Here is a 22,770-nt window from a genome sequence, read left to right as displayed (position 1 = left end):
GCGGATGACCCGACCAGGGACCGGCCTGGGGCCCGCTGAGGGGCCGCTGACGGCCCCTCAGCGCCTGCGGACCGTACGAGTCCGGCCAATACTGCGCTCAACACGCTCAAGTCCGACAGCCTCCTAGGGCGCGGGCGATGGCCACGCGCTGGCGCTCACCCCCGGACAGCTCGCCGGGGTAGCGGCTCGCCTTGTCTCCGAGTCCCAGGCGCTCCAGCGTGGCGGTGATCCGGGATTCCCGTTCGCGTGGAGAGACGCGCCTGGCCGCGAGGCCGAAGCTCAGATTGCCGCGCACGGTGAGGTGAGGCCACAACGCGAGATCCTGAAACACGATCGCAAGCCCGCGCTCCTCGGGTGGAAGAAGGAGACGGTTGGACTCGCTAACGGCGACGCCCCCCAACCGCACCGAACCTCTTGCCGGCACGGCAAGTCCGAGGATCAGGCGCAGCACCGTGCTCTTTCCGCACCCAGATGGTCCGAGCAACGCGAGGACCTCGCCATTCTCGACGCGAAGGCTGAGACCCGACAACACCGACCTTCCGTCGTAGTTGAAGTGAATCCCATCGAGCGATATGGCCGAGTTCACGCCCGCTGCCTCCGGCTCAGAACCAGCGCGCCGGCAGCCAGCACGGCCGCCGTCATCACGACATGGAGGATCGCGAGTCCAGCGACCACCGCTTCGGGCCCGTTCGCCTCGAGGGTGAAGATGCGCACCGTCAGCGGCTCCCACCCGGGAGGGTAGTAGAGCACCGCTGTTTCCAGGTCCCGCAGGCAGAAGACCACGGCCAGAAGCCAGGCGGCCATCAGCGCGCGGCGATGGAGCGGTAACACGATGGTCATGAGCCGCCGCGCGAACCCCGCTCCGAATGCCGACGCGGCCTGTTCCAGGGAGAGCGGACTCTGCGCCACGGCCACGGCCATCGTGCGTATCCCGATCATGGCGTACCGGGCGACGTACCCGACCACAATGATGCCGATGCCTCCGTAGATGAACCGGGTGTCCGGGCGGTTCCAGAGCGCGATGAGACCGACACCGAGCAAGACCGCCGGCGCCACAAAGGCGAGGACGCCCACCAGATCCAGGAACCGCGAGGCGGGAAGCCTGCGCGCGTAGCCGTGGCCGAGGATCGCGCCAATGCCCACGATCGCGGTGGCGGCGAGCCCCGACCCCAGCAGGCTGTTGAAGAGGCCGCCACCCACCCAGCGGCCGATCTGCGCGAAACCTCCGCCGGTCCCGGCCCTCACCGCCAGGGCGGCCAGCGGCAGAAGCGACAGCAACGCGAGCCCCCAGCAGGCGGCCGAGAGGATTCCACGCCAGGCTCCAAGCGGGAGCGGCTCCCGACTCCTGTGCCGCAGCCCGAGGACGTCGAGCGGGCGCTTGCGAAAGAGCCGGCGCTCGAGAACCACCATCGCCACCGCGACCGGGACGAGAGGCAAGGCCAGGAGAAAGGCTTCACCCGGGTCGTAGTCGATTCCGCCCAGGCGCGAGAAGACAGCGGCGGGGTAGACATCGACGCGCAGGAACATCGGCACGCCGAGCTCCGAGAACGCCAGCGCGAAGACCAGGATTCCCGCCAGGGCGACCGACGGCCACACCGCCGGCAACAGGATGCCGATTGCCACGCGTGCCGGACGGGCCACGACCCGGGCCGCCTCTTCCAGGTTTGGATCGAGGTTCCAGAGGCCCAAGACGACCAGTGCCGTGACCACCGGTGCGAACGCGAGGCTCAGGACGGCCACGTGACCAAGCGGGTGAAACAGCAGGCTGGCCGAGGTCTCACTCCCGAGAAACCCCTGCCGACCCAAGAGATAAAACCACCCGAGCGCCAGCAGGAACGGGGGCAGGAACATGGGAAACCCGTGAGCAAAGAGGAGCACCCGCCGCCCCGCGAGGTCCGTCCTCGCCACGAGAAGTCCCATCGGCGTTCCGATGACAAGCGCGCCGATCACGACAGCGCCGGACAGCCCGAGCGAGCGTGCCAAGAGGACCCAAGGCCTCGACGACCCGAACACTTCCATGCCTTGGAGGACCTCGCCCGGCTCCCTCCTCAGGAGACCGATGAGAGGCCAGGCAAGAGGAAGAAGGGCCAAAACGGCGAAGAGCGCCCCCACTCCACCGATGATCGCGTGCTGTTGCCATCGTTTCGCAGCGAGTGTCATAGTCCGGACCACCTCCGCAGCCAGGGCTGGATCTCCTCCATTCGCTTGGCAACGTCCGCGTAGTCGACCGTCATGGATCGAAGCTCTCTGGCGGCACGAACAGGCTCGGGGTGAGCGACATCAGGCCGAAGCGGCATATGGGCCGCCGACTCAGCCAGCATCGTCTCGGCCTCGGCGGAAAGCAGGTAATCGATCAACCGCCGGGCCGGTTCGGGGTTCGGCCCGCCGCGGATCAACAGGACGACCGTCGGCATCACCAGCGTGCCCATGCCGTCCTGATCCGGGTAGACCACCTCAACCGGTGCTCCGGATTGAATGGCGACGAAGGCGTCATCCGTATCCGTCAAGCCGAACGTGACCTCTCCGGCGACTACCAAGCGCTTCACCTCGCCATTTGAACTGGTAATCTTGCCCTGATTCTCCCTGATCGCGGTGAGGAACGCCTTGGCCTCTTCCTCGCCCCACATGCTGAACCACGCCGCCGCGTGCATTGTGGTCGTTCCGAAGACCGGGTTGGCCATAGCCGCCTCTCCTCGCCAGCGCGGGTCGGCAAGATCCTCCACCGAGCGCGGAATGGGGCGACCGCCGAGCCGCTCCCGGTTCACCAGCAACACACGCGCACGGGCCGCAAAGCCGGTCCAGGTTCCGTCGGCCGCCTTGAAACCCTGGGGGATTTCCAGCGCTTGTGGCGACACATAGGGTTCGACGAGACCACGATCGACGAGCAGAAAAGGACGAACCGGGTCGCCCGACCAGAACACGTCGGCCTGGGGATTCTGCGCTTCGGCGATCAAGCGGTTGAGGACGCCGGTGCTCTTGGTCTCCTCGGTGTCGTAGACGGCGCGCACGCGGACGCCGGTCTTCTCCTCGAAGCGCCGGAGCACCGGTTCGGAGAAGACCTGATCGACCGACGTGTAGACCACGACGAGCCGGTCCGCTCCGCCTCCGCGCAGGAACCACGCCAGAGCGACCGCGCCCAGCAGCAAGAGGGCTGCGCCAAGGATCTTGATCCGCGGCCCAATTCGTTCTGCGCGTTCAGTCACGGGCGTGGTCTCCCTTCACAGGCCACCCGATCCCATTTCATGGCGTCCGGCTCACGATCAGATCGTCGAACGAGGTCAGCGCATCCGCCTTGGTCCAGAGGCCAACGCCGCCGGCGCCGGGAAACGTGGCGTCCCGGGTCTTCATGAGCTCCTTGCCATCGAAAGAGCACTTGATCTCATCGCCACTCTGTTCGATCCGAATTGTGTGCCATCTTGCAGGGTCAGCCTTGACCTTGGCGTCCTCGAGCGTTTTGCGGGCGCCATCCTTGACGTAGTAGAGGCGAAAGTTGTCTTCCAGCGGGTTCCAGCGGGCGATGTAGTAGGTGTCCTTGTCCTGGACCCGCCAGATCGGACCGCCGCCCTGATCTTCGCGGCCGGTCCCCGCTTTGACCTTGACCTCGATCACGCCGTCCTTGAATTTCATCTTGTCCATCCAGAGAAGATTAAACGTACCGCCCCAACCCTCTTTCGCGTCCGTGAGCGCGAGCACGTTCGGTTTCGACGGTGCGTCCGCGTCCGCCTTGACGACCCACCTCGCCACCGGCCCACGCTGATTCGTGCCCTCGGCTTTCCACCCCCTGGGAAGTTTGCCGGCCTCGACATCATCAAAGGTCCACCTGGCCGCGGCGCTGTCCTTTGGGACTACGGCGTGCTCTTCCTGCGCCCCGACCATGGATGAGAACACAAGGAGCAGCGCTGTCAGGGCGACCGCTGCGGTTGTGTGAAGGCAAATTTTCAGTTTCATGTCTTCCTCCTGTTACCGCCAGGTCACTTCATCCCAATAAAGATGGAGAAACACTTCATACGGTGGAAAGTTCTTGTTGTTGGTTTCCTTTGAACGAACCCACAAATCGATCTCCATCCCGGTCGGGTCCGTCTCCCCTCCTGGAAGCGTCCGCTTCTCAGGGTAGTGGACCGCATGCGTTTTCGGATCGCGGGATCGGGATCGGCCAGCCCGGTTCGGGCCAGAAGGTGCAACGATCTTCCTCGTGCGTAAAAGGAGGAGCCGCGTGAAACGGACAGTAGCGAAGTCGATCGGAAACTGCAAGACGATCCCCGAGGTCGCGTGGGACTTGGAGGCGGTGGACGCGAAGGTGGCGCTGATCCAGGCCTTGATTCCGTTGGGGTTGCGACGGCCACGGCGAGGTCGGCACTTGCTGACCGCAGGGGGAGCGACTCGGCCGAGCCGTATACCCATGAACCAGGAAGACGAGCCGCACGAAACTTTTCGCGGGCAATCGCGAGCATCTCAAATGACGTGTCGATGCCGACCACGCGGGAGCTATGGCAGAGAGCGCCCGAGCACGCTGTTGCAATGCAAGACCGGGCCCCGACCGTCTCATCTCTTGCAACCGACGCCCAGACACGCGGCGTCGACACACCCCATCCCCTCATCGATGACGAACGCCTATTGGAACTGATCTGGGAAGCGGAGCGGGTCGTGGTCTGGTGATCCTTTGAAGCACGGTGGCTTGTCTGATCCTGCACGCAGCATAGGTGATCTGGGGCGTTTCGTCCGATCGCTTGGAGTCAGTCAGCCACCCTGATCGCGGTTGACGCAACCTGAGTCGCAATAGCCTCCATGGCGGTGTTGCGGAAATCGGCCTCGTGGACCGCAAACGTTCCGATTCCGGGAGCCTTGGCCAGAAACGTTATCGAGACGAGTACCCCCGCTCCCGTGATGCCGTCGACCTGTCCGAGTCGGGACAGACCGATCATGACTCGCCCCATCTCCGCGTGATTGGCGTGGAGAAAGGCTGTCTGCTGGCCATCCTGCTTTAAGAACTCGCCCTGGGTTACTTTCGTGAGTTCCAGAACCGAAGGGTTATAAGACAGGTAGAACGGCGCGGAGTACAGACGTTCAACCCCGGTTACCACCACGTTGACCGTCACCTCGTCCCCTACGTGGCCCGCGCTGGGGACCGTCAAGAGCGCCAACAGCGGCGCGCCCGCGGGATTTGGTGCCTGCCCGCCGGGGCGAGACTCCTGTCGGCGTGACTGCGATCGCCCGGGAGCTGGGGCACCGGGAGGGCCGTGCTCCGGGGACCGATCGGCATCCGTGCGAGCCACCCGATCCCCGCCGGAACCAAGATTCTCGTTGCCCAGATCAAGGCTTCCCTCCGTGACAGAGAAATCCTCCCCAGGTATTCCGGTTAGTGCTTTGTGTCGCGGAGGCGGATCATACGGACGCCGATGGATGTCCTCAGTGAGTCGTTGATACGTTTGATCTGGATCTTGCAGAGGGAGCTGGGGCGCCATCACGCACCCAATCCCCACGACACACATGAGGCCGGCCAGAGCTATCCTGCGCGTCCCCTTCGACATCTCACGATCCCGATAACGTTCCACCGGACCAGGTGAGAGCAGGAATAAGATTTCCGGAAGGATCGGTCAGGTTGTTGTTGGCAAAGGTCAGGGCACTGCTTCCGATCCCGAGCACTTTAAAGTGAAGCTCGATGAGGTTGCCGCTTCCGCTGACGCCCGTTCCCGCCTGCTGGGTGATCCCGACCACCAGCCGATTGTCGCTCCCTCCTTGGAGGGCTGCTTGGTAGGCCACGGAGCCGCTGCTCTCGAAAAATGTGCCTGGCGCAAACCCGATAAAGTTCACGAGCGACGGATCAAATTCCACGTCGAACGCTGCGCCTGACGACGGCGTGGCAAGGGATGTCGCCGCCACGTTCAGCATGATCAGGTCGCCTTGTGCGAGCTGAGGAGTGAGGCTGAGGCTGTTGCTGGAAGGAGCGGCCGCGTCCGGCGCAAAGCTCGCGGTAATGTCTGTCTGAGAGGCCCCCCCACCGCCCCCGCTCCCACAGGCTGTCAGCATGAGCCATACGACCACGAGCGGTCTCACGCCATGTGACACGACAGTTCCCCGTTTTCTGAGCAATAGCCTGCGAAAGCGTCGACGGCGGTCAGCAGGTTCACTGCTGCACCCGGCCAAAGTTAATGGCGAGAATTGTGAGGTCCTTTCCATCGACGACCCCGTCTCCGTTGAGGTCCGCCAGGGGATTCCAGTTGGGCATCGACGCATCAGCGCCAAATGCCAGGCCCAGCGCGATCAGGTCGTAGCCGTCGACGCGGGCCGCGGAGACCGCGATCACGGAGCTGATATCTCCGTCGGCACCCAACGCGGAGGACCGCGTCGTGAACAACGTATCGGATCCGCACACGCTCTGACCGGACACCTGTGCACACACTCGGTAGCGGTAGCTTGTCCCGGGCGAAAGGGATGTGATCTCGGACATGAGAGTCACGTCGGAACCGCCGACCGGCAGAGGATCTTTCGAGGTACTGTTTCCATAGCCCGATGTGACGCCATACTCAAACCAGGTTGATCCTGCGCCACCATGAGCATTGGCCATACCGGTAAGGGTTGCCGATGTCGCCGAGACCCTGGCCACGGTCCCGGTTTTGACCGTGGGCAGCATCGTGAACGTGGCCGTCACGAGGCGGTCCGTTGTCATCACGAGGATACAGGTCCCGGTCCCGCTGCACATGCCGCTCCAGCCCGTAAAGATCGAACCGGCATCCGCCTCCGCGGTCAAGGTCACGGACTGCCCATCAGCATAAAGATCGTTACAATCTCCTCCGCAGCGAATACCGGTCGGCGTGCTGGCGACTGTTCCACCACCACTCCCGGCCTTCGATACCATCAGTGTGCGCACGACGGTGTAGGTCTCCGTCTGGACTGTCTCAGTGTTCCCAGCATGGTCCCGCGAGAAGAATCGCACGATCGTGTTCGTGCCGAGCGGAATGGGTCCGCTGTACGGCAAAGACAGCGTGGTCGGCATTGTCCCATCAGTGGTGTAGTAGGTGGCTGCGCACCCCGTCTGGCTGTCCGCACAGACGAGCGTGACCGGTTGATCTGCCGCGTATGCCCCGCTGGCGGGACGTGCGGTTGTCACCGGGGGCACCGTGTCGGTCTCGCCGTTGGAACCCTGGTTGTCGAGCGGAGCCGCAGCCGCCTGGTTGGAGTTCGCCGACTCCTGCGTCCCGTCGAACGCGCGCACCACGTAGTAATACGGGGTCCCGTTGGCCAGCCCCGTGTCGGTGTAGGCCGCGGTGGTGTTGTCGGCCACGCTCGTGACCAACGTGTACGGCCCGCCCGTGGTCGTGCTGCGATAGACCCGCTGCGCGATGACGTCAAGGTCGGTCGACGGCGTCCACGCCAGGTTGATCGCCCCGCCATTGTCCGCCGGCGTGTCCACGGCATTCACCCCGGTTGGTGCGGCCGGCGCGAGGTTGTCCACCGGGGCTGCGGACGCCTGATTGCTGTCGCTCGACTCGATCGTGCCGTTGAACGCTCGGACGACATAGTAATAGGTTGCCCCGTTCGTCAACCCCGTGTGGGTGTAACTGCTCGCCGTGTTCCCGGCCAGGCTCGTCACCAGCGAGTATGGGCCCCCGGGAGTGAGCGAGCGGTAGATCCGCTGCTCGGTCACACCCGCCGAAATCGAGGGCGTCCACGCGAGATTGATCGCCCCGCCGTTGTCCGACGGCGTGTCCGCCGCGCTGAGCCCGGTGGGAGCGTCCGCCACGGAGTTGTCGAGCGGCACGGCCGAGGCTTCGTTGCTGTTGGCCGATTCCTGCGTGCCGTCGAATGCGCGGACCACGAAGGAATAGGTGGTCCCATTCGTCAGCCCCGTGTCGGTATGGGTATTGGTCGTATTGTTCGCGAAGCTTGTGACGAGGCTGTACGGCCCACCCGACGTCGTGCTCCGATAGACGCGCTGGGACGTCACGTCGGTCGAGGAAGAAGGCATCCAGGTCACGGTGATTGCGCCGCCGGTGTCCGACGGGGTATCCGCGGCGCTGACCCCGGTTGGCGCGGCCGGCGCCGTGTTGTCGACGGGCGCCGCCGATGCCTCATTCGAGTTCGCGGACTCCAGCGTCCCGTTAAACGCGCGTACCACGTAGTAGTACGTGGCCCCGTTCGTCAGACCGGTGTCGGTGTACGCCCCCGTCGTGTTGTTCGCGAAGCTCGTGACCAGCGTGTACGGCCCGCCCGCGGTCGTGGACCGATACACACGCTGCGCCGTCACGTCCGTGGACGTCGAGGGCGTCCAGTTCAGCGCGAGCGCGCCGCCATTGTCTCCCGTCACATCGGCCGCGCTCAGCGCCGTGGGGGCAGCCAGCGCGGTGTTGTCGACGGGCGCGGCCGAGGCCTCGGTGGAGTCGGCGGATTCTTGCGTCCCGTCGAACGCGCGCACCACGTAGTAATACGGGGTCCCGTTGGCCAGCCCCGTGTCGGTGTAGGCCGCGGTGGTGTTGTCGGCCACGCTCGTGACCAACGTGTACGGCCCGCCCGTGGTCGTGCTGCGATAGACCCGCTGCGCGATGACGTCAAGGTCGGTCGACGGCGTCCAACTGAGGGCAAGCGCCCCACCCTGGTCGGCCGCCACGTCGGTCGCGCTGAGCGCCGTGGGAGCCGCAGGAGCGAAGTTGTCCACCGGCACGGCCGACGCTTCATTGGAGTTTGCGGACTCCTGCGTGCCGTCGAAGGCCCGCACCACGTAGTAGTACGTGGTGCCGTTCGTCAGCCCGGTATCGGTGTAGGCGGCGGTCGTGTTGTTGGCGAAGTTCGTCACCAGGCTGTACGGCCCGCCCGCGGTCAGGCTGCGGTAGACCCGCTGTGCCGTGACGTCCAGATCGGTCGACGGCGTCCAGCTCAACGCCAGCGCCCCGCCTTGATCCCCGGCTACATCCGCCGCGCTGAGACCGGTCGGTGGAGCCGCCGCGGCGTTGTCCGCCGGTATGGCCGACGTTTGATTGGAGTTGGCCGACTCCTGGGTCGCATCGAACGCCCGCACCACATAGTAGTAGGTCGTGCCGTTGCTCAGACCGAGGTCGGTGTAGGCGCCGGTGGTGTTATTCCCGATCGTCGTAATCAAGGTGTAGGGCCCGCCGCTCGTCAGCGAGCGATACACGCGCTGCTGCGTCACGTCGATCGAGGTGGACGGGGTCCAGCTCAGGTCGATCGCCCCGCCGTTGTCCGCCGGCCGATCCACCGCCGAGACGGCCATCGGCGCCGCAGGGGCGAGGTTGTCCACCGGAGCGGCCGACGATTGCGTGCTGTTCGAGGATTCCTGCGTCCCATCGTACGCCCGCACCACGTAGTAATACGGGGTCCCGTTGGCCAGCCCCGTGTCAGTGTAGGCATTGGTCGTGTTGTTCGCGAAGCTCGTGACCAGCGTGTACGGCCCGCCATTGGTCAAGCTCCGGTACACCCGTTGCGCCGTGACATCCGTCGCAGTCGACGGCATCCAGCTCAGCGCCAGTGCGCCGCCTTGGTCCCCCGCCGCGTCGGCCGCGCTCACCCCGGTTGGTGCTGCCGGCGCGAGGTTGTCCACCGGGGCTGCGGACGCCTGATTGCTGTCGCCCGACTCAATCGTGCCGTTGAACGCTCGGACGACATAGTAGTAGGTTGCCCCGTTCGTTAACCCCGTGTGGGTGTAACTGTTCGCCGTGTTCCCGGCCAGGCTCGTCACCAGCGAGTATGAACCCCCGGACGTGAGCGAGCGGTAGATCCGCTGCTCGGTGACGCCCGCGGAGGTCGACGGTGTCCACGCGAGGACAATCGCGCCGCCGTTATCCGCAGTCTGATCGAGCGCCGACAGCGCGGTGGGCGCGGCAGGCGGCGCGCTTTGGACCGTGATGACTCGCGCGGCCGGCGTGGGATCGGCCAGGCCCAGCGCATCCGTGACGGTGAAGGTCACGGTGTACGTCCCGGGGGTGGGGAACACCACCGCCCCCGGATCCTCCACGCTCTGGTCTGCCGCCCCGCCGCCAAACGTCCACCGATACGCCAATGGCACGCTGTTGTCGGGATCGCTTCCCGTGGCTGCGAACGTGACGCTCTGCCCGGCCGCGATTGTCACGTCCCCGCTCGGGGCGTCGATGACCCCGTCAGGCGGTTGGTTGGCCGCCGTGACCGTGATGGTCATCGGAGCCGCCGCCGCCGTGACTCCGTCGCTTGCGCTCAGCACGATGGCTGAATAGGTGCCGGTCGCTCCGGCCGGCGGAGCGATCGTCACCACCCCAGTGCCGTCGCCGTGGTCGGTCAGCACCGCAAATCCAGGGAGGCCGGCCGCGGACAGGACCACGGCATCGGCGGTCTCGGGACCAGTCGCGAGAACCTGGCCGCCCCGCACACTGCCGGCCTCAACGGTGACGTCTTCGTGGACGAAAAAAGACGGCGCCTGGTTCGCGGCCGTCACCTGGCGAACGCGGTTGTTCAGACTGTCCGACAGGTACACGGTGCCGGCCGCGTCAAGGCCGACCCCGTACGGGCCGTTCAGGAGCGCCACGGTCGCGGGCCCGCCGTCCCCCGCGAATCCCGACTGCTCGCGCGTGCCCGCCACGGTGCTGATCAGTCCGTCGCTGCCCACGCGCCGCACCCGGAACGATCCCGGGTCGGCAATGTAGTAGCCGGCTCCGCTGGGGTCGGCGACCACGTCCGGCGGGCCGGTCAAGGCCACGCTGGTGGCCGGGCTGCCGTCGTCCAGGTAGGGCGAGCCGCCGCCCGCCACAGTGCTGATCACGCCCGTCGCATCCACCCGACGGATCCGGTTGTTGGTCGTGTCGGCGATGAAGAGATCGCCCAGCAGGTTGATCGACACGCCGAGCGGCCGGTTCAACTCCGCCAGCGTCGCCGGGCCGCCGTCGCCCGAGAACCCGCCGGCGACGCCCGCCGGAGTGCTCCCCGCCACCGTGGTGATGACGCCGGTGGTCGCGTCGATCTTGCGGATCCGGCTGTTGACGGAGTCGGCCACGTATAGGTTGGCGCTCGCGTCGATGGTCAGTCCGGCGGGGCGGTAGAGTTTGGCCAGCGCGGCATCCCCTCCATCCCCGGACAGCCCCGCACTCCCCGTGCCCGCGATGGTTGAGATCACGCCGCTGCCCGCACTCACCTTCCGAATCCGATGGTTGCCCTGATCGGTAAAGTAGAGCGTGCCGGCCGAGTCGACCACCAGATCGTACGGCGTGTTCACGTTCGCCGCCGTGGCCGGGCCGCCATCCCCGCTAAAGCCGGCGGTCCCGGTCCCGACGACGGTGCTGATCACGCCAGTCCCTGCGTCCACTTTGCGGATCTGGTGGTTGGCGCGATCGGCCACATACAGATGCCCCGCCGGATCGAACGCGATCCCCCCGGGCGAGTTCAGCCCCGCGAGCAGGGCCGGCCCCCCGTCGCCCGCAAAGTAGGGCCGCCCGCTGCCCGCCACGGTCGTGATCACGCCGCTGTCCAGGTCCACGGTGCGGATGCGGGTCTGGTTGGTGTCCACGATGTAGAGCGTGCGCCCGCGGGTGAACACGCCCAGGGGCGAGGCCAGCTTCGCCGCGCTCGCCGGGCCGCCATCCCCGAGCGTGAGCCCGCCGCCCGCCGCGGTGCTGATCACCCCGCCCGCGACCTTCCGGATGCGATGATTGCTGGTGTCCGCGATATACAGCTCGCCGCTCGCCACCGCCACGCCCGACGGGCTCGCCAGCTGCGCGGCCGTGGCCGCGCCCCCGTCGCCCGAGAAGCCCGCGCTCCCGCTCCCCGCCACGGTGCTGATCACGCCCCCCGCCACGCGCCGCACGCGATGATTATTCGTGTCCGCAATGTACAGGGTGCCGCTCGCCTCCACGCTCACGCCCTGGGGCGCGGCCAATTGCGCGGCGGTCGCCGCGCCCCCGTCGCCCAGGCCGGCTGTGCCGCCGCCGGCCACGGTGCTGATGACGCCCCCCGCCACCTTCCGAATGCGATGATTGTTGGTGTCCGCCACGTAGAGCGCGCCCGCGGCATCCACCGCCAGGCCCGACGGCCCATTGAGCACGGCCGCGCTCGCCGGCCCGCCGTCGCCCCCCAAGCCCGCCGCCCCGGTGCCCACCACGGTCGCGATCCGGCCGGTCACCGCGTCGATCCGGCGGAGGCGGTGGTTGCCGCGATCCGAGACATACACGTGGCCATTCGCATCCACCGCCACGCCAAACGGGCTGTTGAGCTGCGCCGCGCTTGCCGGCCCGCCGTCGCCCGCAAAGCCCATCCGCCCCGTCCCCGCGATGGTCCACACCACGCCGGTCCCCGCGTCCATTTTCCGAATCCGGTGGTTGATCTGGTCCGCGATGTACAGGTTGCCCACGCCATCCACGGCCACGCCCGAGGCCGCATTGAGCGCAATCTCGCTCGCTGGCCGGCCATCCCCTGCCCCGCCCCCGGCCACGGTGTAGATATTCAGCGTCTGCGCGCTCGCTGGGACCGTTAGTCCCACCAACGCCCCCAGCAGAGAGAGCAGGAGTCGTGCGCTCGCCCTCATGATTGCGCGTTCCATCGATCTTCTGGGCTGAACAACTGCTTCAAACGACAAGCCGCGGCAGGGCAAACCAATCTATCCTGTCGCGGACTGGGAGGGAGCGTTCCCCAACTCTGTTACGACTGGGTGATCGTTCCTCCCCGGCCCACGAGGGTCGGATTCGCGACCGAGCCGCCCCCGGCACTGATGTATGCCGTGGACGGAATGCTCACTTGTCCTGACGCCGCCCCCACGGTGAGGACAAAGCGCAACTTGCCGAGCCGCGCGTTGGCGGCCTTGAGCGTATGGACTCCGAGGATCACGACCGAAGAGTCCGTCTCCAGGGGGGCGGCCAGCGCGACCCCCACTCCCGCGCTATCGGCCTCGAACCCTTGATACGCCATCTTGGCCGCGTCGAACCGAATATCTGCCGCGAGGCCCGCGACCGCACCGGTCTCAATGCCGTTCGCCATCACATCCAGGACGACCGTACTGCCCGACGATTCGCTCGTATTCAGCACCAGCGCCAATAGGTGCGACGTCGCCGTGATACTCGAATCTGGCGTGAAGCTCAGCGTCGGGGTGGGCGTCGGCGTGGGAGTGGGCGTCGGGTCGTTGCCGCCCCCGCCGCCACCGCTGCACCCTGCGAGCATGATCACGGCGACGAGGCTGGTACAACGCACGAGCCCACTCGTGCGCGATCGCGGGTTCATTTCATCACCTGGCCGAAGTGCGTTGAGAGGATCGCGAAGTCCGCGCTGTTGACCAAGCCATCTCCGTTCAGATCCGCCGCAGGATTCCAGTTTGCCATCCCCGGCGCAGACCCCATGGCTGCCTGCAGCACCACGAGGTCGAACCCATCGACACGATCCGTTGTCAGCGTCTCGCCGCGGCTGATGTTGGCTAACATGGCATCGGCCACATCGCTTGCAATCCCGTTCTTCACGGCAGACACCGTGTAGGTGTAAGACGCCGAAGTAGAGGCCGACGAATCATCGTAGGAGGAACCCGTGACTCCCGTGGCCAGTACCGCACCATTGCGCGACACTGAGTAAGAACTGACCATGGTGGTCGGGGACGGCAACCACATCACGCCCAGGGCTCCACCCAACTGCTTGACCTCAGCACCCGCGGGGGGGGCCGGCAAGTTCTGCTTGACGTAGTTCAATGCACCCAGCGTGTCGAGCCGACCCGCCCCGAACTGGTCGTCGGAACCGGCAATTCCCAGATCCACCGCACTCATGGAGAGCGCGGCGACGATGCTGTTCACGCTCAGGTGCGGGTACGCGCTCAACAGCAGCGCCGCGGCGCCCGCAACGTGGGGCGCGGCGAACGAGGTGCCGGTCACGGACTGAACTGGGCTTCCAGGGGTTGCGCCCCCCAACGTGGTATCGGCACTCGTGACTGCGACGCCGGGCGCAACAAGATCAGGATACACCGACGTGGGTCGGCATGCCGTTGTGCCTTGCCCGCTGAAAACGTAGAGAACATCGTTCTGGTCAACAGCGCCCACCGCCATCGCCTCGGGATAGGCGGCCGGGACCACCGGAGAACCAGCGTTGCCCGAGGCAAACACAGCGACCACCCCCGCGTTGCGGACCTGCGTGACCGCGGAGCGAAGCAGCGAGTTGGCGTCGCACACCGCCGAAGCCCCCGCGACTTCAAACGACCCGTTGATGACATCGGCTCCGTCATCGGTCGACGGGTTGCCATCAGGGTCGAGGGCCCACTGCAGACCCGCCGCTGCGTCGGACTCAAATGCCTGGGCGGTCGGGTTATCAGAGAAAATCTTCGCCGCGATCCATCGCGCCCCGGGCGCCACGCCGATCGCCGAGCCCGAGGCGTCCCCGCCGACGGCGATGCCTGCGACCGCTGTGCCGTGACCGTTCGCGTCGAACGGGGTCGCGTGTTCATCGAACGCGTCGAACCATCCGTTGCTGCCTCTTCGGTATCGGGTGGAAAGAGCGGGATGAGCACCATCCACCCCGGTATCCACGATCGCGATCACCACCCCTTCGCCGGTGTAGCCCTGGGGCGAGAGGGCCCAGACGTCGGGTGCCTTGACTTGGGTGAGATTGGATGTCGCCGCCAGCAACCTGATCGGCCGATCCTCGACAATCTCCAGATCAGGATACGCTGCAGCCAAGTCGCGGAGCGTATTCTCCGACGCTTCAACCGCCACTGCGTTCGCGATCCACAACGACCGCAGGCGGTCGACATTGCCCACCGCGCGGTGGCCTTTGAGGGTTTCGATCACGGGCCTCTGCTCCCGCTCGATCGAACGCAACGCTCCCACCACGGCGCGGCTCCGAAACGCTTTGGAGCGCCCGTGAAGCGCCGACTCGTCGAGCGCCGGAGCGCCGGGCAGCCTGACGATCACTCGGTGCCGCGCGCCTGGCGGCTTCGCACGCAGCGCGCCGTCCACTTCCGGGGCGATCCGCCCCGCCCACGCGGGCGGGGCCGCGGCGCTCAGGAGCGCCCCAAGGGCCGCGACAAGGCCTACCAATCGAGACAGCGCGAACCCGCTCACGGCGTCCCCTGTTCGGGTCTCTGCTCGGGGAGCAAGAGGGGGCGGTCACGTGCGATCGTCAGAATATCGTCTCGGGATTGGAGTTCACGGATGACACGAACCGTGGCATGCGCCGCGATGCTGTTGGTGATCCACAAGGACCGGATTCGAGCCGCGTGTCCTTCGCGCTGCCGAGCCTCCAGCAGATCCAGCACCGCGCGCTGGGTCTTGTCCGCCCACTGCTTGCGCGCCTGGATCCCGCCGTCGGACGGTCCCGAATCCTCGCCCGGAAACGGCGGCAAGGTGAGGATCACCGGGATCAGCTCGCCCTCCGCAGCACCGCGGATCGCCTCGTCCAGATCGGGCGCCATGAGCGCCGAAGCGCGGCTCGTACAGCCGCTGCCCCACACGAGCAGCGACGAAAGCACTCCCATCATGAGCACCTGACATCCCGCCGCCACCGCGTTATTCCACCCTGATCCCGTCAACACGGACAGAGCCAAACTTGACCGCCACTTCAGCGCCCGTCTTGACCGCCGCGCCCGGGTTGTCGAACAGCGAATAGTACACCTTTGTGCGCTTGGGCTTCGTGCTCTTGGTCCGGAGCTTGCCTAAGTCGGACTCGCCCACCATGAGTGCGGTGCCGGTCGTCATATCGAGGATTTGGATATCGATCTGTGAATTTTCCCGAAGGACGGCTCGCGCCTTGTCAGGGTCCGTCACCCGGTAGCGCAGGTCCAGCATGTGGCCTCCCGCCGTGGTGCGTAGCGAGATGATTTCAACTCCCAACTCCGCCGCAAGACGCTGGCTGCCTGCGGGCGAAGGGGAAAACGCCGGTGCCTCGTCGGAAACCGGTATCGGAGCGTGGGAACAGCCGCATAACAGCGCCACGCTGATCACGACGCAACGGGAAAGAGAGCCTCCTCGACCCGCTCGCCGAAAAGGCTTCCCTGGTGACTGCATCACGTCCTCACGAGTCCGATCCCCTTGCTACGGCAAGGTTCCTGCGGTCACCTTCAGCGTATCCATTTCGACGCGGATCGCAGCGACACCTGCGGTGACCTGGCCATCGAGCGAGAAGACGACCGGGCCAGCCGGAAGGGTCGCCGTATTCAACAGGATCCAGGTCGTCCCATCCCAGTAGTACGCGGTCACGAACGTTCCCCCGGTCCGGACAAACCGCAGGAACGTGTTGTTCAGGCCCGACAGAACCTGCGCGGTACTCGACACCCCGCCTTCGGTGCGGATCGACTCGAACCCGTTGAACCCGTTGCGGACTCGGGTTCTGCCGATCGTGAGTTGATGGCTCGTATCCGGTAGTCCGCCAGGCGTCGCGCTCGCGGCGATCAACCGGAACGTCTGCTGAGCACCCGTGGTCAACGGGTTCTGCCACCTCGGCAGGCGCATCTCGATGCGTGCGTCAAAGTCGCCGTCCACCTGGAACTTGCCGTCCAGGAGGCCCTGGCGCGCAGCAGCCGTGGAGCCCGAGGTCCAGACGATTTGTCCGCTCTGGGTCAGAAAGTTGCTCGGATCGGTCTCGGTCCACCGAGCCGCGTTGATCGTGGTCCCATCAAAGCGCTCCTGCAACATCGTGGTGCCGATCGCTGACCTGCGCACCGACACGAAGTCGTCGAAGTGCTGGGTTCCGCCGGCCGCGCCGGTCGTCCCCACCACGCCGAGGCGGGCTGCATCGACTCGCTGTGGCGCGTTGTTGATCCCGAGCAACAAGCCGATCGGCGCCGCCGTGTTGCCGTCCAGGAACAGGGACAGCGACCCGTCCCCGGTGAGTACGTCGGTCGACGCCGTCCACGCCACCTCGATCGTGTGGACGTCATTGGTCAGCGGAACCCAGGGGCTTGATGTGTAGAACCCGAGCGGGAAACTCCCCCACCGAACCTGGGAGCGGATCTGGTAGTTACCAGCCGAAATCATCGCGACCTGGACGCGGAAGATTTCGTTGCCAGCGGCCGTCACGCCCGCGAAGATCGTCTGTGGAGCCGCCGCACTGCCCATGGTCGACCCATTGGGGTCGAAGAAGAACCGGGCCCTATAGAAGGGTTCCGCATCCGGTGTCGCATCGACGAGGTACCGGTTGTTTCCGACTTTGAGCTGCAAGCCCTTGGTCCCGACCGTGGGGTGCAGCGCGTCGCGGATCGTCAGATTGGTCTGAGCCGCGTTCTGCCCCACGACTCCGCCCCACTGGGGAATCACGCTCGAGACTGGGCCATTGATCGTCCCGGTCTCGAAGCTGTCGGCAAAGATCGCGTCACCCACCACCGACAGGGTGAAGAGCTGGGTATCGACGCCAATCAATCCGTCGCTCACCTGAACCATCACGGTGGAATCGCCGATATCGGCCGCTCCCGGAGTGCCTGAGAGTTCCCCGGTTGCGGGGTTGATCGACAGCCACGTGGGACCCAAGAGCACGGTGTAGGTGAGCGGGTCATTGTCGAGGTCGAGCGCGCGCACCTGATAGCTGTAAGGGAAGTCGACCACCGCCCTGTTCACCGCAGTGGAGTAAATCACGGGTGCCGCGTCCACGGTGACCGTGAGCGTGTCGCTCGCGGCCCCGCCGTCCTTGTCCGTGGCCGTGAACGTCACAGTGTACGTGTCTTGCAACAGGTTGAAGAAGTAGGTGTGGGTCGGCGTGAGCGTGCCGGCGGCTGTTCCGCCATCGCCAAAGGTCCACTCGTATTGCAGGGTCGACTGATCGATCGGGCTGGGATCGTTCGCCGTCGCGCTGAACGTGTGGGCGACACCGGCCAGCACCACCACGTCGGGGCCCGCGTTCACCAGGGGCGGGAGGTTGGCGATCGTGGCCGTGGTCGTGGCTGAATCCGCCAGGCCCGACAGCACCGTCACCGTGAGTGTCACCGTGTACACACCGTCGTCCTGGTACGTGTGCGAGGCGAACGGCGTCGCCAGGATCTCAAGCGGCGAGCCGTCGCCGAAATTCCAGGTATACGAGCTAATGAACCCGGATGGAATCGACCCTGACGCGTCGAACGTCACGGCCGTTCCCTCCACGCCTGCAACCGCGGTTCCGGCATCAGCCATCGGATGCACTTCGCACGGCCGCGGCAGACCGGTGAGCGCCGTTTCGTCGGCCCCCGAGTCCACGCACGCGTTGATCGGGCGGGCCTGGGCGTCGAAGTCGACCCCGGGCGCAACGATCACCTGGCCCGCGCTCGCCCCCGCGATGCCGAACGCGCCGTACTCGATCGCCGGCGAGTTCCCATTGATGTGGTAGTCACCCAGCGGCGCGAGCGGCTCGAACAGCACCGTGACCGGAACCGCCAAGGGATTGATCGCCACCTCGCCTGCGGCCCGTACTGGGATGCCGGTCAGCGCGGTGTCGTATTCGGACAGGAACAAGGGATGGGCGCCGACCTGGTTGTGCGCGTCGGAATCCACGGCTGCCGGCAACGTGGTGAACAGGTTGTTGCGCGCGTATGAGAGCTGTTCGGTCGACAGGTACGCCGCCAAGTCAAACGGCCCGGTCGGGAACAGGACCTGGGCTAAGGCATCCCACACGTAGGCCTGGTTGTCCCAGAAGATGTTGTTAAAGAGATACGGGTCGCTGATTTCTTTCGCCCCCGGCGGCAGCGAGCCCTGGAACGGCGTGGTGTTCGGGTAGATCACCATGCCTGCTGCGTGCGGCCCGGGTTCCAGGATCAGGGCCGCGGACGTGGACGTGGACGTGTTCTTGGCGATCGTGTTGTTCACGATCGTCAGGTTGGCGCTGTCGCGCACCGAGAGACCGCCGCCCTGCTCCGCTGAGACGTTGTTCACGATCATGTTGTTGACCACACGCACCTCGTGGGTCCCGATTGCGCGCAGCTCCACGCCGCCGCCGTCTTCGTTCGCGAAGTTCCCTTGGATCCGGTTGGTGTCGATCGCCACGGACCCCGTGCCCGGCGAGGGATCCGCCGGGGTGGCCGGCGGCGGCCCTTGCAGCGAGATGCCGCCGCCGTTGATGAACGCCCAGTTAAACAGAATGTCATTGTGGTCGATGTTCGCTTGCGCCCCGAGGTTGGTCCCCAGGTGACTGATGCCGCCCCCAGCGGTCATGGTGCCGTTGGCGCAGATGATGTTGTGGTCGATCTGATACCCGTTCACCCCGTGGAACACGCCGATGCCGCCGGCATCCCCGAGCGTGCCGTTGTGGGTGATCCGGTTGTGGTGGATCCGCGGGGTGTTGATCTGGTTGTTCCCACGGTTCGGAAAGCCCAAACCGATCCCGCCCGTGAATTGGCCGAAGTTGTTCTGGATCCGGTTGTTGCTGATCTCGGTGTTGTGGGCAAAGGAGTTGACGTGGATCCCGCCGCCGACTCGCGCGCCCTGGATCGTGAGCCCGTCGATGTGCACGTTCCCCCCGGCCCCGTCCTGGGCCACCACCGTGACCGTGGCCAGGATGTTCTCAATCGGTTGACCTGCAACCACATCGATCTGGTTGGTCGCAATCAAGTTGAGCATCTGATTGGTCCAGAACGGGCTGTTGATTTGGTCTAAGAATGCGCCGTCGATGATGGAGGCGCTCGGCCCGTAGCCCTGCAGGGTGATCGGCTTCCACACGATCGGGTTTTGGCGGTAGATCCCTGGCGGAACCAGGACCACGGAGCCCGGGGCCGCGCCGTCGATCGCCAACTGGAGGTTGCTGCCCGCGAACACAAAGGTCGGCGAGTATCCCGGACCGGTGACGTGGATCGTGATCCCGGTCGGACTCGTCTTGCCGTTGTCCGCCGTGACCAGCAATTGCGCGGGACCAGCGGGCATGGTGGCGGGAATCGTGAAGTCGATCAATGTGTCGCTCCACGCTGAGTAACCAACATCCACCCCGTTGAGCGTGACCTTACTCCCGGGACCCGACGCCCCGAAACCGGCCCCGTTGATCGTGATCGACGATGCGCCCAAATTGTCCCCATAGGGCTGCGACACGCTCGCGATTTGCGGCGTATCCGCGCCAGGTCCGCAGTCGATCGTCTTATTGGCCAAAAATCCGTTCAGCGGCGTGAGCGCCATATCGGGATACACGGTCTTGCCCGGGAACAGTTCAAACACCATCACCAGCGTGTTGTAGGCGACGTTGAAGTGAGGATCGGGATTCGCGGCGGTACCCGGATCGTTCGCATACACCAACACGACATTGGGCGATACACCCGAAGGCGTCGGCACGTTCACGCGCTGCGAGGACGGCAACAACGTCTCGAAGTACCCGTTGGAGTCCGTGTACACGCGCGCGATCTCGTGCCCCTTGAAGTCCTTGATGGACACCGGAAGGTTCGCGACCCCGGTCTTATCGCCGAACTGCGGAATACCGATATTGGCCTCGAGGTTGATGTTGTCGTTCACAAAGCCCTTCATGCGTGCCGGAATCGGCACCTCGGTGAAGATCCGGAAGTCCGCCGGAGCATTGCCGTTCGCAGCGACCGTCACTGCCTTGACGTCGCACCGGTTCACCATGGTCCCGACGTACGGGTTGTCGCGGTCCTCCACCAGATACGTGGGCCCCACGCAGTGCGCAGGCTCCCGGAGCGCGCGGAGGAACTCATCCCCGGCATCGATCACGTTGCGATCATTCGACGTGAGGTGCAGGAACCCATCGGGCGCCACCACTTCCACGAGGTACGTCCCCGCGGGCAATGGCACGCATGGGTCGGCGGCGTTCTCCGGATCTTTGAGCACCTGGGGATTGTTCGGATCACTGCAATCGTAGAAGAACTGGTACGCCCCGTCGTAGACACCGGGCCGCACCTGGTTCCAGGTGCTGAAGATTTCGCGACAGTCGGGATCAGTGGTTGGGAAGCCTGTTGCGTCAAGGACCGAGCAATCAGTCGGTTTGCTCGAGGTGAAATCGTCGGTCGTGACCATCCCCATCCAGCGGCCTTTGCGCGCGCCGCCGGTTGATGGATCCATCACCAGGTTGCCCTGGGCATCGAGCACCGGGGCGTAGAGGTTCACGGTGACCGCAGGCACGCCAGGCTCCCAGTCGGCAGCCGCGGCCCAGCGAATGTCTTCCTCGTTGCGGGTCGTGGCGTACCAGATCGAGCCTGAGATCCCGCCGTTGATGACCTGGGTGTACCCATCAGCGGTCAAGGGGTATGGCTTCTTGCCCCAGTCGATCCGGTTGACGTCGCCCTCAAGATTTTTGAGGGTCATGGTCAACACCGGCCCCAGGTCCGTGCGCGCTTCAACTGGCGGTTGACCCAACTCGAGCTGGCCTTCGCCTGCCACCACGTTGGCGCCGGTACCGCCGAACCGGGTGTAGCCGACCCCAGCGACCATGAAGTGGCCGAACGGGAAGAACTCCCGGAACATGTAGTGACCGGTGGCGTCCGTCACCGTGGAGTACAACAGGCTCCCGTCACGGTGACGCACCTCCACGTACTCGCCCGGCAGCCCCTTCTCCGTGCCAGGATCGTCCTGCACGCCGTTTTCGTTCCAATCAAGATAGACCATTCCGTGCAACCGGCCCCACCAGTCCGGAATCGGTAAAACGCCGAGCCGCGGATCTTTCAATTCAACGCTCCGGTTCTCGGTGAACCCGCCGGCTCCATCAGGGGTCAGTTGCGGCATAGCCACCGCCCATAGACTGATAATGTAGTCCTGGGGATCGTCCCACACCACGGCCTGGTACAAGCCGTCCGGTACGCCGGTGATGGTAAAGGCTCCGGTCTCATCGCCACGCACGAGGGCCACGAGTTCGTTGTTGCCGCTCAGGTTGTTCAGCGCCACCCAGGGGTACTTAACCACTTCACCCACACCGTCCTGAATAACAAACGGCGGCCGCGCCGGAACGAGCTTCTTGACCTGACCGTGGATCGTTCCTGCTCCGGCCGTGTCGTTGGTCGTACACCGGTCCGCGGCATCACCAAACGTACACGGCTTCACAAAACCGTGAAATATATGGTAGCTCTGGCCCCCGATCTCCTCGGGCAGGTATGGCGTGTTGCCCTCTTGGACCCACGCGTCGATGGTTTTGCTGCCTTCAATCGTGGTGGTCTGAAACCACCCCGCCCCGACTGGGGGTACCACTTCGATCCCGTACTTATTCGGAGCGATATTTTTGATATGAATCAATCCGGTCTCGTCGGAGTAACACGCGCCCCCGGTGCCGAGAATCAGTTCCCCGGCTGCATCGTACTCGGAACAGAGCGGGTTCCCGAACACGTCGGTGGTCACCCCGCCCAGGCTGTCGCTGAGGACCGCGCGGAATCGATCGGCCTCGTCAATGACCCCGTCGTTGTTGAGGTCACGCGCCCCGGGCGCACGTTCCGTTCCAATATCCCACGCCGCGTTGAGCGGCCAGTTGTCCTCAAAGACTTGAATGGTAATCTGCGAGGACGGCAGGGGGTCCGCGTCGAGATGGACCTGAACAGTCCCGGTCGCATGCGGCATGGTAAAGTGCACGCCATTGAGCTTGTGGAGACCGCCGTTTCGAATCTCGAGATCATCCGGCTTGTCGTCACCCGCGACCGCAGTCCCGGAGAGTATTGTCACAAAATACCGTCCATCGGGCAGCGTCACCAGCGGAAGGGGTTCCCCATCGCGCCAGGTGCCGGTGGCCACCACCGGGCTGTAGCTGTCAAAGACCCGCGACGAAGGACAGGGATCGCACCGGTCCGCCTCAGTGAGCCCGTCCGGGTTCACGGGTGGGGCATTGTCCACGTTCACGATGTATTTAAACGCCGGAATCGAGCCTCCGTCAGGGTCGAAGGGAGCGATGGTGACGGTTGTCCCGCCGCCCCCCCCCCCCCCCCCACCCCCCGCCCGAGGGGGGCGGGCC

Annotated in this window: 13 protein-coding genes; all 13 read right to left on the bottom strand. The window is 65.4% G+C overall.

What is annotated here, in order from left to right; all coding sequences use genetic code 11:
- Positions 1-106: 106 nt before the first annotated feature.
- The 13 genes from AB1451_15930 to AB1451_15870 all read right to left on the bottom strand — a co-directional run bounded on the left by AB1451_15930 (position 107) and on the right by AB1451_15870 (position 22,658).
- Positions 107-586, bottom strand: coding sequence for an ABC transporter ATP-binding protein (locus AB1451_15930; GenBank protein MEW6684386.1), 480 nt, complete (start codon positions 584-586; stop codon positions 107-109).
- The gene (locus AB1451_15925) at positions 583-2,160 is read right to left on the bottom strand and encodes a hypothetical protein (protein MEW6684385.1); all 1,578 of its coding nucleotides are present in this window, start codon (positions 2,158-2,160) and stop codon (positions 583-585) included. The genes AB1451_15930 and AB1451_15925 overlap by 4 nt, the downstream gene beginning before the upstream one ends.
- Entirely contained in the window at positions 2,157-3,203 is a 1,047-nt protein-coding gene (locus AB1451_15920; protein MEW6684384.1) for an extracellular solute-binding protein, read from the bottom strand. The genes AB1451_15925 and AB1451_15920 overlap by 4 nt, the downstream gene beginning before the upstream one ends.
- Before the next feature lie 37 nt (positions 3,204-3,240).
- Entirely contained in the window at positions 3,241-3,948 is a 708-nt protein-coding gene (locus AB1451_15915) for a family 16 glycoside hydrolase (GenBank protein MEW6684383.1), read from the bottom strand.
- 23 nt (positions 3,949-3,971) lie between these two features.
- Complete coding sequence (locus tag AB1451_15910; GenBank protein MEW6684382.1) at positions 3,972-4,598, bottom strand: class I SAM-dependent methyltransferase; 627 nt, start codon at positions 4,596-4,598, stop codon at positions 3,972-3,974.
- Positions 4,599-4,733: 135 nt separating this feature from the next.
- Complete coding sequence (locus AB1451_15905; protein ID MEW6684381.1) at positions 4,734-5,141, bottom strand: cohesin domain-containing protein; 408 nt, start codon at positions 5,139-5,141, stop codon at positions 4,734-4,736.
- Positions 5,142-5,529: 388 nt separating this feature from the next.
- Entirely contained in the window at positions 5,530-6,027 is a 498-nt protein-coding gene (locus tag AB1451_15900; GenBank protein MEW6684380.1) for a cohesin domain-containing protein, read from the bottom strand.
- A gap of 97 nt (positions 6,028-6,124) precedes the next feature.
- Positions 6,125-12,499 carry a fibronectin type III domain-containing protein gene (locus tag AB1451_15895; protein ID MEW6684379.1) on the bottom strand — a complete coding sequence of 2,125 codons (6,375 nt, stop codon included), beginning with the start codon at positions 12,497-12,499 and terminating at the stop codon, positions 6,125-6,127.
- A gap of 113 nt (positions 12,500-12,612) precedes the next feature.
- Positions 12,613-13,158, bottom strand: a complete 546-nt coding sequence (locus AB1451_15890) for a hypothetical protein (GenBank protein ID MEW6684378.1) — start codon at positions 13,156-13,158, stop codon at positions 12,613-12,615.
- 26 nt (positions 13,159-13,184) lie between these two features.
- Positions 13,185-15,005 carry a S8 family serine peptidase gene (locus tag AB1451_15885; protein MEW6684377.1) on the bottom strand — a complete coding sequence of 607 codons (1,821 nt, stop codon included), beginning with the start codon at positions 15,003-15,005 and terminating at the stop codon, positions 13,185-13,187.
- Entirely contained in the window at positions 15,002-15,475 is a 474-nt protein-coding gene (locus AB1451_15880; GenBank protein ID MEW6684376.1) for a hypothetical protein, read from the bottom strand. Before AB1451_15880 ends, AB1451_15885 begins: the two co-directional genes overlap by 4 nt.
- Positions 15,450-15,884: a hypothetical protein gene (locus AB1451_15875; protein MEW6684375.1), complete on the bottom strand. Its 435-nt coding sequence runs from the start codon at positions 15,882-15,884 to the stop codon at positions 15,450-15,452. Before AB1451_15875 ends, AB1451_15880 begins: the two co-directional genes overlap by 26 nt.
- Positions 15,885-15,974: 90 nt before the next feature.
- Entirely contained in the window at positions 15,975-22,658 is a 6,684-nt protein-coding gene (locus AB1451_15870; protein MEW6684374.1) for a PKD domain-containing protein, read from the bottom strand.
- Between the last annotated feature and the right edge of the window lie 112 nt (positions 22,659-22,770).

This window comes from Nitrospirota bacterium (assembly GCA_040757335.1).
Classification (GTDB): Bacteria; Nitrospirota; Nitrospiria; order 2-01-FULL-66-17; family 2-01-FULL-66-17; genus JBFLXB01.
The sequence above is the reverse complement of the archived record's forward strand: the minus strand, read 5'-3'. Positions and strand labels throughout refer to the sequence as shown.

Bases quoted from the DNA above. Each gene is read 5' to 3' on its own strand.
- AB1451_15925 (MEW6684385.1), bottom strand. From the start codon at position 2,160: ATGACACTCGCTGCGAAACGATGGCAACAGCACGCGATCATCGGTGGA.
- AB1451_15915 (MEW6684383.1), bottom strand. From the start codon at position 3,948: ATGAAACTGAAAATTTGCCTTCACACAACCGCAGCGGTCGCCCTGACA.
- AB1451_15910 (MEW6684382.1), bottom strand. From the start codon at position 4,598: ATGAGGGGATGGGGTGTGTCGACGCCGCGTGTCTGGGCGTCGGTTGCA.
- AB1451_15900 (MEW6684380.1), bottom strand. From the start codon at position 6,027: ATGCTGACAGCCTGTGGGAGCGGGGGCGGTGGGGGGGCCTCTCAGACA.
- AB1451_15895 (MEW6684379.1), bottom strand. From the start codon at position 12,499: ATGAGGGCGAGCGCACGACTCCTGCTCTCTCTGCTGGGGGCGTTGGTG.